12 protein-coding genes are annotated in these 14,036 nt (G+C 38.6%); 4 read left to right on the top strand and 8 right to left on the bottom strand.

Annotated features, from left to right (window positions below):
- Positions 1-201: 201 nt before the first annotated feature.
- The 7 genes from yddG to cbrC all read right to left on the bottom strand — a co-directional run bounded on the left by yddG (position 202) and on the right by cbrC (position 7,773).
- On the bottom strand, positions 202-1,116 hold the full coding sequence (gene yddG, locus GTK47_RS04180; protein WP_165122245.1) for an aromatic amino acid DMT transporter YddG: 915 nt from the start codon (positions 1,114-1,116) through the stop codon (positions 202-204).
- A gap of 187 nt (positions 1,117-1,303) precedes the next feature.
- Positions 1,304-2,347, bottom strand: a complete 1,044-nt coding sequence (gene potD, locus GTK47_RS04175) for a spermidine/putrescine ABC transporter substrate-binding protein PotD (RefSeq protein WP_075673054.1) — start codon at positions 2,345-2,347, stop codon at positions 1,304-1,306.
- A gap of 111 nt (positions 2,348-2,458) precedes the next feature.
- Positions 2,459-3,238: a spermidine/putrescine ABC transporter permease PotC gene (gene potC / locus GTK47_RS04170; RefSeq protein WP_088494431.1), complete on the bottom strand. Its 780-nt coding sequence runs from the start codon at positions 3,236-3,238 to the stop codon at positions 2,459-2,461.
- On the bottom strand, positions 3,235-4,095 hold the full coding sequence (potB, locus tag GTK47_RS04165) for a spermidine/putrescine ABC transporter permease PotB (protein ID WP_023583058.1): 861 nt from the start codon (positions 4,093-4,095) through the stop codon (positions 3,235-3,237). The genes potC and potB overlap by 4 nt, the downstream gene beginning before the upstream one ends.
- Positions 4,079-5,194, bottom strand: a complete 1,116-nt coding sequence (gene potA / locus GTK47_RS04160; RefSeq protein ID WP_075673056.1) for a spermidine/putrescine ABC transporter ATP-binding protein PotA — start codon at positions 5,192-5,194, stop codon at positions 4,079-4,081. Before potA ends, potB begins: the two co-directional genes overlap by 17 nt.
- Positions 5,195-5,739: 545 nt before the next feature.
- Entirely contained in the window at positions 5,740-7,026 is a 1,287-nt protein-coding gene (locus tag GTK47_RS04155) for a S8 family peptidase (protein WP_165122244.1), read from the bottom strand.
- A gap of 159 nt (positions 7,027-7,185) precedes the next feature.
- A complete protein-coding gene (cbrC, locus tag GTK47_RS04150; protein ID WP_165122243.1) occupies positions 7,186-7,773 on the bottom strand; it encodes a PF03691 family colicin E2 tolerance protein CbrC in 588 nt (195 codons plus the stop codon).
- A gap of 168 nt (positions 7,774-7,941) precedes the next feature.
- Between cbrC and dusA the strand changes: the two genes are divergently transcribed.
- A complete protein-coding gene (gene dusA / locus GTK47_RS04145; protein ID WP_165122242.1) occupies positions 7,942-8,976 on the top strand; it encodes a tRNA dihydrouridine(20/20a) synthase DusA in 1,035 nt (344 codons plus the stop codon).
- A gap of 67 nt (positions 8,977-9,043) precedes the next feature.
- On the opposite strand, the gene GTK47_RS04140 is transcribed toward dusA, so the two are convergent.
- Complete coding sequence (locus GTK47_RS04140; protein WP_165122241.1) at positions 9,044-10,027, bottom strand: quinone oxidoreductase; 984 nt, start codon at positions 10,025-10,027, stop codon at positions 9,044-9,046.
- A gap of 153 nt (positions 10,028-10,180) precedes the next feature.
- Here GTK47_RS04140 and dnaB point away from each other — a divergent pair, with 153 nt between their 5' ends.
- The 3 genes from dnaB to GTK47_RS04125 are packed head-to-tail and all read left to right on the top strand — an operon-like array spanning position 10,181 to position 13,972.
- Complete coding sequence (gene dnaB, locus GTK47_RS04135; RefSeq protein ID WP_036934568.1) at positions 10,181-11,590, top strand: replicative DNA helicase; 1,410 nt, start codon at positions 10,181-10,183, stop codon at positions 11,588-11,590.
- 40 nt (positions 11,591-11,630) lie between these two features.
- On the top strand, positions 11,631-12,722 hold the full coding sequence (alr, locus tag GTK47_RS04130; protein WP_165122240.1) for an alanine racemase: 1,092 nt from the start codon (positions 11,631-11,633) through the stop codon (positions 12,720-12,722).
- Between the two features lie 53 nt (positions 12,723-12,775).
- On the top strand, positions 12,776-13,972 hold the full coding sequence (locus GTK47_RS04125; protein WP_109419935.1) for an amino acid aminotransferase: 1,197 nt from the start codon (positions 12,776-12,778) through the stop codon (positions 13,970-13,972).
- Positions 13,973-14,036: the final 64 nt, after the last annotated feature.

The raw sequence follows: 14,036 nt of genomic DNA, 5'->3' as shown, positions 1-14,036 counted from the left end.
TACAGCTAGGCGACAAGTGAATAAGTCACTAATCAGTAAAGCTACAAATTGAATATGATGAGTATAGATAAGCCGATATTTCTCTCATCGCATAGTGAAAAAATTTCAACTTACACAAATGCTTCTTTTTTTAAATCGAGTTTATTGAGCCAATAACCTCTATTTACATCAATATTTAACTTAAGAACCCTCTATTTTGCATTATTTTGCCGTTTTAAGTGGCTTTATCGTTTTTTGACGAGTTGATAACCAGCAAATTAAAGAGCCACCCGTTACCATCATTACCCCTTGCCAAAATGAGAAAGAGAGCGCGGTAGACAATAATATTGATGAGAATGCAGTAGAAATAACGGGAGTGAAATAAGAAAGTGTGGCTAATAAGGTCACATTGCCCCTGATCATACCGATTGTCCAAGCCGCATTCGCAAGCCCAATAGCGGCACCGGTTATTAACAATAGCGTGATACTTTTTGTATTAACGATCCACTCTACGGGCGCTGAGAATAGGTATTGTCCCCACAAGGCAAGTGACGTTAATAGGAAAAAAGGCACAATGCCGTTATTCCCACCAGACATAAGGCGAGTTAAATTACTATAAAACGCCCATAAAATGGCACCTGAAAATGCCAATATATAACTTAATGGATTACTTTGAATATTCTTCCATAAACCGTCAATTGTCAGCGGATTATCACCACTAACAACCCAAACTAATCCACTAAATGCACATAATAATCCGACAATCAGTAAAATAGAGAATCGCTGTTTATTAAGTATTACGGCAAGGGCTAACGTAAAACTAGGCCATAAATAGTTAACCATTCCTAGCTCTATGGCTTGTGTTCGGTCTGTTGCAAATCCTAAAGCCAGAGATAAGCACACTTCATAAGTGACAAATAATAGCCCTCCCCAGAAGAGATAGCGTTTAGGAAAGCGAGATAACTTAGGTACACCTAAGATCAAAATAAGAAAGAGTGTGCCTGTGGTATAAATCAGTGCAGCCCCTCCTACGGCACCAAAATACTCACTAATATTACGAATTAAGCCAACAATGGTGCTCCAAAGAAGAATAGCAACAATGCCATATAACGTCCCTTTTGATGAGCTAGATATCATTTTGTGCCTTCAATTAAGTTTATTCATTCACTAATAAAAAGTTTTAATTACATTTACGCTTTCAACAAATAAATTCAACTTATCAATAAAAATAAATGCTCATTTTTTGTCATCATCAAGTAAATGACCTTTTTTATTATTAAAAAAGCCACCTTAGAGGTGGCTTTAGTATAAAACATGAAAATTATTAACGACCTGCTTTTAGTTTCTGGTAATAACTTTCATATAAAACAGTTGCATCACCCACATCATTTTGCCATTCACCTTTATTGATAATCTCTTCTGTTGGATAAAGAGAATTATCTTTAGTGATCACATTTGGCAGTAATTTTTGTGCGGCTAGGTTTGGTGTCGGATAACCAATATTTTCCGCAACTTTGGCTGCTATTTCTGGCCGTAATAAGAAGTCGATAAGTTTATGAGCACCTTCGACATTCTTGGCATTGGCAGGGATCGCTAAGCTATCCATCCAGAAAATGCCCCCTTCTTTTGGCCACACCATTTCAATCGGTGCGCCAGCATCACGAGCAATAAATGCAGAGCCATTCCAAATCATCCCTAAATTAACTTCCCCTTGCATATAAGGGTTAGCGGGATTATCTGAATTGAAGGCTAATACGTTTGGCATCAGCTTTTGTAGCTCTTTATAGGCTTCTTCAATCTCTTTAGGATCAGTAGTATTGCCTGAATAGCCCAATTTTAATAATGCCATCTGGAAAACTTCACGGGCATCATCAGTTAATAGCAGACTATCTTTATATTCAGGTTTCCATAAATCTGCCCATGAAGTAATGCTACTGACATCAACTTCATCACTATTAATACCAATAGCGGTCGCACCCCAAATATAAGGGATGGAATAATCATTTTCTGGGTCGAATGACTTATGTAATAAGCTAGGATCGAGATTATCAAAATGCGTTAATTTTGATTTATCGATTTTTTGTAGCATTCCTTCATGACTCATTTTAGAAATAAAATAAGTAGAAGGAACCACCAAGTCATAAGCCCCCTCTTTGTAGGTCTTTAACTTGGTATACATGCTTTCGTTGGATTCATAGGTGGAATAAATCACCTTAATCCCAGTTTCTTTCGTAAACTGTTCAAGCAGACCAGGCGGCACATACTCCGTCCAGTTGTAGAAATATAATGTCTTACCATCATCAGCCGATGCTGTGCCGATACTTAATGCCATTACACTGGCAGCAAGTACTGAGGACCACTTTTTCATTTATGTTTCCTTCAGTGGTTGATGCGTTAATATCAAATAGGCAGCGAGCCTACCTCCAACAGATTGGTCTTTAAGACCCCAAAAGTGCGAGAAACTCGCACTAATACATGTTTACGCTTTGCCAGTTCTGTCTCTTAAGATCAACTGACTAATTAATACTAATACTAAAGATAGACCTAAAAGGATGGTTGCAAGCGCATTCACTTCTGGCGAAACCCCTACTTTTACCATTGAGTAAATTTTCAGCGGTAAAATTTCATAGCTTGGGCCAGTCACAAAAGAAGAAACCACAACGTCATCCATGGATAACGTAAAGCTTAATAACCAACCTGAAGCCACTGCTGGCATTGCCAGAGGCATAATGATTTTACGTAAAATAGTAAATTCACCTGCCCCTAAATCTTTCGCCGCTTCCAACATTTTCACATCAAATCCACTTAATCGGGAGTACACAGTAACCACAACAAAAGGCAGACAAAATGTAATATGTGAAAATAGAAGCGACCAAAATCCTAATGAAACACCTAGGATCATAAACAGTACAAGCAACGAAATCGCCATAACAATATCTGGCGACATCATCACAACAAACAGCATTCCACCAACAAATTTTTTACCACGAAAACGGTAGCGATAAAGAGCAACTGCCGCTAATGAGCCAATTAATGTCGCAAATGTCGCAGAAGTGACCGCCATTGTTAATGAATGTCCAGCCGCTTGAAGCAGACTGTCATTATTAAATAAAATGGTGTACCAATCTGTGGTAAATCCTTTCCAATTAATCCCGAAACGTGATGAGTTAAAAGAGTTAACTATCAGAATGATGATCGGGATATAAAGATACGCGTAAATAATGGACATAAATCCACCACGCAATAACCGTCCTATCATTCTATTTCTACCTTCTTATGCAGTAACTTCACGGCTCGGTAATACACAAACAGCATTAACCCCATCACTAATGTTAAGCAAATACTTGTCGCTGCACCGAAAGGCCAGTCACGAATATTTAAGAATTGGCTTTTAATTACGTTACCAATTAATAAATTTTTCGCGCCTCCCATTAGATCAGCAACAAAGAATAAGCCCATAGCAGGAAGCATTACGAGTAAACAACCCGCAATAATGCCCGGCATTGTTAATGGAATAATAATTCGAATAAAGGTCTGAAATTTATTAGCCCCTAAATCACGCGCTGCTTCTAAACAAGGTTTATCTAACTTTTCAATGCTGGAATATAACGGTAATACCATGAAAGGTAATAAAATATAAACCAGCCCCAGTACAACCGCTTCTGGGGTATAAATAATTCTGAGTGGTTTATCAATAAGCCCAATCCACAACAGAAATTCGTTAAAATAACCTTTGGTACTTAGGAAGATCTTTAACCCATAAATACGAATAAGTGAGTTTGTCCAAAAAGGTACAATCAATAAAAACAACATCAGTGGCTGTATTTTTTTAGGCATTTTTGCAAGGAAATAAGCAAAGGGATAACCTAATAATAAACAAGCTAACGTTGCGACCACCGCCATATTAATAGAATGCAGTAACACTTCTGCATACATAGGATCAAATAAGCGATAGTAGTTATCGAGTGTAAAGACCATCTCGACAAGATTGGCATCATCACGCGTTAAAAAACTGGTCGCAATGATCATGATATTCGGCAAGAAGACGAACACCATCAACCAACCCACAACACCGGTAATTACGATGTTTTGAAATAGTTTACGTGTTTTCTTCATCTGCCAGCACGACCTCCCAGCTTTCAACCCAAGTTACTGCGATTTTTTGGTCTAACGAGTGATCAACATCCGGATCATCTTCATTAAAGAACTCACTGACCATCACTACCTTGCCATTTTCCATTTCAACAACAGAATCTAGCGTCATGCCTTTATAGTTACGTTCACGAACATAACCAATTAGCCCTGGAAGGTTTTCGAGATCGTGAATTTCTTCAACACGGAGATCTTCAGGCCGAAGCAATACTTTGAGTTGCTGGTTTTGTGTCACAGGTAATGTGGTATAAATATCACATTCATGACCTTCAACATCAGCACGAATACGCGTTTCATCAATACGATGGAGAACTCGAGCATCAAAGATATTAATTTCACCTATAAATTGCGCAACAAACAGATTTGTTGGCTCTTCATAAATTTCACGCGGAGTACCATCTTGCTCAATACGTCCTTCACGCATCACCACGATCCGGTCTGACATCGTCAGCGCCTCTTCTTGGTCATGAGTCACGAAAATAAAGGTGATCCCTAATTTACGTTGTAAGGCTTTTAATTCATTTTGCATCTGTTTACGTAATTTGTAATCCAGTGCAGATAATGATTCATCAAGCAATAAGACCTTTGGTTTATTCACAACAGCACGCGCAATCGCGACACGTTGTTGTTGTCCACCAGAAAGGTGTGCAGGACGGCGTTGTGCGAAATCTTCAAGTTGCACCATACGCAAAGCTTCTTCAACGCGAATATTAATCTCATCAGCAGGTGTTTTCTGCATACGAAGACCAAATGCGACGTTTTCAAAAACAGTCATATGTGGGAAAAGCGCGTAACTTTGAAAAACCGTATTTACAAAACGTTGTTCCGCAGGAATATCCGTAATATCTTGCCCATCAAGGATAATTTGCCCATCGTCAACGTCTTCTAAACCCGCAATTAAACGCAAAACCGTCGTCTTACCACAGCCCGAAGGACCGAGGATGGTTAAAAACTCGCCATGGTTGATAGTGAGATCGAGGCGGGAAATAATTTGTTTTCCGTCGAAACCTTTACTTAAGGATTTTAATTCGACAACTGGTATCAGAGATGTTTTCTCAGTCATTTAAGGTAATACTCTATCCCGAAGAATAATGCAGATAGAACCGCCACTGGAAAAGACTGTGTGAGCTGCCGGAGCATTATGCTCCACAGAAGCCCAAAACCAGCGACGCCGTATGTATAGTACAAGCGGAAAATGATAAACGCAGTGGCGTGAAATTGAAAGCAAAAAGGTGCATAAACAATGAAAAACTATTCATATTTAAGTTTTTCATCATAAACTATGCTCTTTAGGGTTTATGCTAAAAATACAGTAAAATCAAAATGCTATTAATTTATATAAATCACAAAAATCACTTAAGTTTATGATTAAATAAATTTTCTCTCAGAAGTTGTCTAATCGCCTTATTTTCCTATACAAACTTATTATCACGTTTATTTGCAACACGATTTTATGGTTGTTATTTATACAAAAAAGCGGATTGAATTGTGCTTATTTTTTGACCTTAATCTAATTATAATAATAAAAACTTTATATATCATATAGATGAAATTTAAATAACACCCCCTAATATTTAGGAGGTGCTAAAGGAATTAATACTATTGTACTTAATGACGTTTTATTAGTTTTTTTAAATACAGAATTGCGTTATTCACATTGGGTAAAGGTCCAATTTTGTCATTTAACAGTGGAAAAGTACCTGTTCTAATTAATAAGTCACGCATTTGTATCGGCGTTAACACACTGTTTGTATGGTCTTTATACCAAGATTGGATCACCGCCGCCGCACCCGCAACTAAAGCACTGGCTGACGATGTACCACTAAAATTAGCTGTATAAGTATGGTTATCATCACTTCGAAATAGATCACCATACCCCGCGGTTGCAACATCCTCTCCCCACGCTTGTACATGAATAGGTGAACCATGTGTTGAGAAAGGTAATCGATTTAATGTATAAGGCGAACCAGCACCAACACGTATTGAATTATTATCATGACGTTGTCGATAACTTTCATAAGCAGGCAAATCTAGATCCACGCCCCCATTACCTGCCGCCATAATCACAATGATCCCAGCATCGGTTAATGCGCGAGTCGCTTCCCAAATATGCATTTCATAATCCGCAGGTACGTAAGCTTGATGCTCGCAGATTGTCTGCATTTCATATAACACGATATCGCCAGCATGTAATATGCGTTTACTCGCGATGATCGCATCAATACGTCCACAAGTTAATTCGGAGATGGCATAAAACATATCTAATTTATAAGCTAGCCCAGTGATCCCTTTACCATCATTTTTCCCCATAATTAAGCCAGCTACTGCTGTTCCATGATCTGCCTGACTAGTTTTTTCATTAAAAGGTAATAATGGGGTAATGTTATCTGTTGATAAATCATGATGAGAAAGATTGAAATCCCATTCAATATCGGCGACTTGTATTCCTTGCCCATAGGCTTCTTGTTTCCATGCTTCACAAATCCCTAGCCCTTTAATTTTATTAATATTCACCGTTTTTTCTGGTGTATTTAGATATTGCTGATATTGAGTAAAATCAGGCGTAATATTAGGAGGTTCAATAGGCTGTATAGGCACCGTTTGTATATATTCAATATCAGGGTGTTGTTGTAGTACTTTAATAATTTCATCCAAAGAATAATGATTATTCTCTGGTAAATTAAGATAATAATATTTGTTTAGATCATTAAAGTTTATTGAAATAGAATCAATATAACTTTTAGGGGGTAATTGATGAATAGATGAAACTACTGGAACTAATGGTATGTTATTTAAAAAAGAATGATGCATTTCATGGAAAATAGGAAATGACAGTTTTTTATTATCACAATCAATATTGTTTAATTTTATAAGGATCTTTCTTTTAATGTTCATATTCAATGCTCCTCTTTTTATTTTTCGCTTTATAGCGTAAAACCTTGAGCAGTGACTATTTCCATTTTTAATAGAGATAATATAAATAGATTATTTTATAAAAATAAATATTAAGCCTATATTCTAAAAATAGACTTAATATTATTTGAATGATGTTTATTAACTAAAATCAATATGTAGGCGTAGTTTTCCACAACAGCAACATTTAAATAAATAACCTTGGCAATGGTCTCCATTGGTTAAATTATTAGGTAAATCATCCAGATCCATACCTATTTCACCAATATCTTCTTCCAAAGAAACAAATTCATCTAATTTATCAGCAATATCTTTCCATCCAACATAACCAATAAATGCACAAAGATCGCCACAATGCGTAAGCCAATGTTCTTGTTGCCATCCTTGATACCCCGGCGTTCTACGGATCAACTCTTCAAGATTTTCTTTAGGTACACCTGACTGATAACCTGAATATTCACCGTTACTGTCATAGGTTGATAATGTTCCCTCAACAGAAGAAAGATCTTGAAAATCACCTTCAAACTTCTCACTGGCAGACCCATCCGCAATACACCAAGGGCAAAGCGCGTCGATATCATCAACACTAAAAAAAGGCCCTTCGTAATAAATATCAGTTTCCTTTCCACAACAGTCACATATAACAGTATCATCTGTGATAAAAGCACCTGTTTTTATCGGTTCAGGATGATATTTAAAATAAGGTAATGCTCTTTTTGCTGTTGGCATTATGTTTTCCTATTTTATTTTTTGGGATATTCATCTTCAGATTTGTAAAATAATTCTAGCATCAGATCCATCATATGTAAGCGATTCTCTATGCTATAATGTGCGCTCATTTTATCTCCTTTATAAATTAGAGATAATCAACACCTATATAGACGAAAGAATTACAACATGTCAGAAAATACAGAACTCAATAAACTAACAGAAAGTCATCATGTTAATGGCAATTCAAAAAATTATAATTTGAATCGCTTTTCTGTTGCGCCGATGCTCGATTGGACTGATCGTCATTGTCGTTATTTCTTTCGTCAATTAAGTAAAAATACGTTGCTTTATACTGAAATGGTCACAACGGGTGCCATTATTCATGGTAAAGGTGACTATCTAAAATACAGTGAAGAAGAACATCCGGTCTCTTTACAGTTAGGTGGAAGCGATCCCCAAGCCTTGGCTCAATGTGCAAAATTGGCACAAGAGCGTGGCTACGATGAAATTAATTTAAATGTGGGGTGTCCTTCAGATCGCGTACAAAATGGGCGCTTTGGTGCTTGTTTAATGGGAGATGCACAACTCGTCGCTGATTGTGTGAAAGCCATGCGCGATGTCGTTGATATTCCTGTCACAGTAAAAACACGTATTGGCATTGATGACCAAGATAGCTATGAATTTCTATGTGATTTTATTGATACCGTTAGCCGTGATAATAACTGCGATACCTTTATTATTCATGCACGTAAAGCATGGCTATCGGGTTTAAGTCCGAAAGAGAATCGTGAGGTTCCACCTTTAGATTATCCTCGTGTTTATCAATTAAAACATGATTTTTCACATCTCACTATGGCGATTAATGGTGGTATTAAGTCACTAGATGAAGCGAAAGAACACTTAAAATATATGGACGGTGTTATGGTTGGTCGTGAGGCTTATCAAAATCCATCAATTCTAGCGCATGTTGATCATGAACTTTTTGATAATCAATTACCTATTGCTGATGCAGTCGCTGCCGTAAGAGCAATGTATCCTTATATTGAAAAAGAGCTTTCACAAGGCACTTATTTAGGTCATGTGACTCGTCATATGTTGGGAATTTTCCAAGGTATTCCAGGTGCTAGACAATGGCGTCGTCATTTAAGTGAAAATGCCCATAAACAAGGTGCTGATTTATCTGTTTTAGAAAATGCACTTAAATTTGTCACTGAAAAATAATTGAAGAATAAGTATTTAAAACCTGTCTACTTTATTTCAAACAGGTTTTAAATCTTACAAACAATAATTAAGGAATAAGTAAGCTTGATCCTTGAGATTGTCTACTTTCAAGATAACGATGTGCATCTTTCGCATCTGCTAAAGCAAATTTCTGATTATCAGGTACACTGACATCAATTTTACCGCTACCAATTAATGCAAATAACGCTTCACTTGCAACATCTAGCTCTTCACGCGTTGTGATATAACCCGAAATGGATGGGCGCGTTACATACAAAGAACCTTTTTTATTGAGAATACCTAAATCAACACCCGTTACTGCACCTGATGCGTTACCAAAACTCACCATTAAGCCACGACGTTGTAAACAATCTAATGAATCTAACCAAGTTGCTTTACCAACAGAGTCGTAAACAACAGGCACTTTCTGGTTATTAGTCAACGCCAAAACACGCTCTACAATCGACTCAGTCTGATAATTAATCACTTCCCATGCGCCTGCGGCTTTTGCTTTGGCGACCTTTTCATCACTACCTGCTGTACCAATCATGTTTGCACCAATTGCTTTCGCCCATTGGCTTGCAATTAAACCAACGCCACCAGCAGCTGCGTGGAATAAGAAGGTTTCACCTGCTTGTAATTTATAGGTTTCATTGAAGAGATAATAAACCGTTAATCCTTTTAAGAAAGAGGCTGCGGCTTGTTCAAAAGAGATATTATCTGGCAGACGTGCCACTTTATTTTCTGGTACATTATGCGTATCGCTATAAGCCCCTAACGGAGATTGTGCATATACAACTCTGTCCCCTTCTTTTAGTGAAGTCACTTTAGCACCTGTTTTAATAACAATGCCTGCGGCTTCAGTGCCTAATCCACTAGGGAATTGGCTTACAGGGTATAACCCGCTACGTACATAAGTATCAATATAGTTAATACCAATTGCCTTGTTGGCAACCTGAACTTCGTGATCACCAAGAGGAGCCGGTGTAAATGTTGCTAGTTCGAGAACATCAGCACTGCCATGAGCTGCAAATTGAATGCGTTTAGCCATTGCTATCTCCTTTATAGGATGAGGGGTTAAATAAGCGAGCTCTAAAGACCTTTATAGATAATGACAAAGGATAGCTATTTCTACAAGGCACAGATAATTGGGTTAGCGTATACTAGAACGTACTGACACTTTTTCGATTTTTATGCAGGATTTATGGCCAGAAATAAGACCACTGACAAGCTGATGTCTGATATCAAAGACCGACAAATGGAGGGATTAAAGCTACCTCCCCATTCGCTGGAAGCAGAGCAGTCCGTGTTAGGCGGTCTGATGATAGATAATGAACGTTGGGATAATGTTTCTGAACGTGTCACCGCAGAAGACTTTTATAGTCGACCTCATCGTACTATTTTTTCGCAAATGCAACGCTTGCTGGAATTAGGTAAACCTATCGATCTTATTACGCTATCAGAAGCATTAGAACAAAATGCCGAACTAGACAGCGTGGGGGGATTTGCTTACTTAGCTGAGCTTTCAAAAAATACGCCAAGTGCAGCGAACATTAACGCTTATGCGGATATCGTCCGAGAACGTGCGGTTGTTCGCGATATGATAAAAGTTGCCAACGAAATTGCAGATGCCGGTTTTGATCCTCAAGGACGCACCAGTGAAGATCTACTCGACTTTGCCGAATCGAGAGTATTCCAAATTGCTGAAACTCGAGCCAATAAAGACGAAGGCCCTAAAGCAATAGAGGCAATTTTAGAAGAAACTGTTGAAAAAATAGAACAGCTCTATCAAAAACCTCACGATGGTGTCACAGGGGTTTCAAGTGGTTATCAAGATCTTGATAAAAAAACCGCAGGATTACAGAAATCAGATTTAATTATTGTCGCAGCACGTCCCTCTATGGGTAAAACCACATTTGCCATGAACTTATGTGAAAATGCGGCAATGACCGAAGAAAAACCCGTACTTATCTTCAGTTTAGAGATGCCCGGCAACCAAATCATGATGCGTATGTTGGCATCATTATCTCGTGTCGATCAGACAAGAATTCGTACAGGCCAGCTTGATGATGAGGATTGGGCACGTATTTCAAGCACCATGGGTATTTTACTTGAAAAACGCAATATGTATATCGATGACTCATCAGGTTTAACACCAACAGAAGTACGCTCTCGTGCTCGTCGAATTTATCGTGAACATGGTGGTTTAAGCCTTATCATGATTGACTACTTGCAGCTAATGAGAGTACCTTCATTATCTGAAAACAGAACACTAGAAATTGCTGAAATTTCTCGTTCTTTAAAAGCATTAGCTAAAGAATTACAAGTTCCTGTGGTTGCTCTATCACAGTTAAACCGTAGTTTGGAACAACGCGCTGATAAACGCCCTGTTAACTCCGACTTACGTGAATCAGGCTCTATTGAGCAGGATGCTGACCTTATCATGTTTATTTACCGCGACGAGGTTTACCACGAAAGTAGCGATTTAAAAGGTGTTGCAGAAATCATCATCGGTAAACAACGTAACGGCCCAATTGGTACAGTAAGGCTTACCTTTAACGGTCAATGGTCACGCTTTGATAACTATGCTGGCCCTGCTTACGACGATGAATAATCACTAACCTTGACTTAATTAAAGGAAGTATTGGAATAATATGAAAGCGGCAACCGCAGTGATAGATCGCCGCGCTCTGCGTCACAATTTTCAGCATGTGAGAGACTATGCCCCACATAGCCACCTGATAGCTGTCGTGAAAGCAAACGCTTATGGTCATGGGTTATTAGAAACAGCATATACCTTAATGGATAATGCTGATTGTTTTGGTGTTGCACGTATTGGTGAAGCATTAACCTTACGAAGTGGGGGTATTGTCAAACCCATTCTCCTGCTAGAAGGCTTTTTTGATGTCGTTGATCTACCTATTTTAGTCGTCAACCACATTGAAACCGTTGTTCATAGCCAAGAACAATTAGAAGCATTAGAACAGGCTGACTTAGATGAACCCGTTAAAGTATGGATGAAAATCGATACGGGTATGCACCGTTTAGGAGTACGTCCTGAAGACGCGCAAGCCTTCTATTTACGGCTTTCCGCCTGCAAAAATGTACAACAACCTATCAATATTGTGAGCCATTTTAGTCGTGCTGATGAACCCGATATTCCTGAAGCGACACAAAAACAAATCTCACTATTTCAAGATTTTATTCAAGATAAAGCCGGTGATAAGTCTATCGCAGCTTCTGCTGGTATTTTATTTTGGCCTCAAGTCCATTATCAGTGGGTTCGTCCCGGCATTATCACTTATGGTATCTCTCCTACTGGTGATGAAAGAACGGGGAAAGACTTTGGCTTAACTCCTGCAATGACGCTAAAAACAAGCCTGATTGCTGTTCGTAAGCATAAAGCCAGTGAGCCTGTTGGTTATGGGGGCACATGGGTAAGTGAAAAAGACACTTATCTTGGTGTGATCGCGATTGGCTATGGCGATGGCTATCCTCGCAGCGCACCTTCAGGTACTCCTGTGTGGATCAATGGTCGAAAAGTGCCTATTGTTGGTCGTGTTTCGATGGATATGATCAGCGTCGATTTAGGGACTGAACTGATTGATAGTGTTGGTGATGAAGCTATTTTATGGGGAGATGTGTTGCCCGTAGAAGAAATTGCCAAATATAGTGGTATTAGCGCCTATGAGTTGATTACTAAATTAACCTCGCGCGTCATCATGGAATACCTAGACGAACAATAATACACACGATATTGTATCCCTATGACACACTAAAAGTGATTGGAGAAGAAGCCGTGTTTCAACAGGTTGAAGCGTTTCCGGGAGATCCGATTCTCTCATTGATGGATGTTTATAACAAAGACCCACGTCAGGATAAAATTAATTTAAGCATTGGTCTTTATTATGACGAAGAAGGCAAGACCCCTATTTTAGGAACAGTTTCAGTTGCACGTCAGCAACTCAATGCCATGACACCCACCGCAACACTTTATTTACCAATGGAAGGGCTGGCGCCTTATCGTAGCGAAATTCAAGATCTCCTTTTCGGTGCAGATAATCCTCTAATTGCAGAAAAGAAAATTGCCACAATTCAAACATTAGGTGGATCAGGTGCATTAAAAGTGGGTGCTGATTTTCTGCATCGCTATTTCCCAAGATCAGAAGTGTGGATAAGTGATCCAACTTGGGATAATCATGGTTCTATTTTTGCTGGCTCAGGTTTCAAAGTGAATCACTACCCTTACTTTGATCCTGAAACCAAAGGCGTAAAATTTGAAGCTCTGTTAGATTGCTTTAAAAAACTACCCGAAAAAAGCATTGTATTGATGCATCCTTGTTGCCATAATCCAACAGGCTCCGATCTGACTAAAGATCAATGGGATCAAGTCACTGAAGTATTGAAAGCTCGCCAAGCCATTCCATTCTTAGATATTGCTTATCAAGGCTTTGCCGAAAATTTAGATGAAGATGCTTATGCTATCCGTACAATGGCAAAAGCAGGATTACCGATACTTATCAGTAACTCTTTTTCAAAAATATTTGGGATCTACGGTGAACGCGCTGGCGGATTATCCATTGTTTGTGATAATGCCACTGAATGCGAACACGTATTAGGTCAGTTAAAAGCGGGTGTACGCCGTATCTATTCAAGCCCTGCAAATTATGGTGCGCAAATTGTCAATAAAGTGCTATCAGACCAAGTTTTAACTGCACAATGGCAAAAAGAAGTCGCACATATGCGTGACCGTATTAAAGAGATGCGCGTGACTTTAGTCGAAGCTTTAAAAGTTGCCCTGCCTGAAAAGAATTTTGATCATCTATTAACTCAACGCGGTATGTTTAGCTATACTGGCTTTACACAAGCACAAGTTGATAGATTACGTGACGAATTTGGCATTTATCTTGTCGGTACGGGTCGTGTTTGTATGGCGGGTGTTAATACAGGTAATGTTCAACGCATTGCTCAAGCCTTTGCAGCTGTAAGTATTTAAGCCAATCAACGTGATTTCATGATAAAAAATACCTGCCTATTCTCATAAGCAGGTATTTTTTTAC

This window comes from Proteus sp. ZN5 (assembly GCF_011046025.1).
Lineage (GTDB): Bacteria > Pseudomonadota > Gammaproteobacteria > Enterobacterales > Enterobacteriaceae > Proteus.
This window is presented reverse-complemented; position numbering and strand designations above follow the sequence as displayed.

Bases quoted from the DNA above. Each gene is read 5' to 3' on its own strand.
- GTK47_RS04155 (WP_165122244.1), bottom strand. From the start codon at position 7,026: ATGAACATTAAAAGAAAGATCCTTATAAAATTAAACAATATTGATTGT.
- GTK47_RS04140 (WP_165122241.1), bottom strand. From the start codon at position 10,027: ATGGCTAAACGCATTCAATTTGCAGCTCATGGCAGTGCTGATGTTCTC.
- potA (WP_075673056.1), bottom strand. From the start codon at position 5,194: ATGACTGAGAAAACATCTCTGATACCAGTTGTCGAATTAAAATCCTTA.
- yddG (WP_165122245.1), bottom strand. From the start codon at position 1,116: ATGATATCTAGCTCATCAAAAGGGACGTTATATGGCATTGTTGCTATT.
- potB (WP_023583058.1), bottom strand. From the start codon at position 4,095: ATGAAGAAAACACGTAAACTATTTCAAAACATCGTAATTACCGGTGTT.
- dnaB (WP_036934568.1), top strand. From the start codon at position 10,181: ATGGCCAGAAATAAGACCACTGACAAGCTGATGTCTGATATCAAAGAC.
- alr (WP_165122240.1), top strand. From the start codon at position 11,631: ATGAAAGCGGCAACCGCAGTGATAGATCGCCGCGCTCTGCGTCACAAT.
- potC (WP_088494431.1), bottom strand. From the start codon at position 3,238: ATGATAGGACGGTTATTGCGTGGTGGATTTATGTCCATTATTTACGCG.
- dusA (WP_165122242.1), top strand. From the start codon at position 7,942: ATGTCAGAAAATACAGAACTCAATAAACTAACAGAAAGTCATCATGTT.
- cbrC (WP_165122243.1), bottom strand. From the start codon at position 7,773: ATGCCAACAGCAAAAAGAGCATTACCTTATTTTAAATATCATCCTGAA.
- potD (WP_075673054.1), bottom strand. From the start codon at position 2,347: ATGAAAAAGTGGTCCTCAGTACTTGCTGCCAGTGTAATGGCATTAAGT.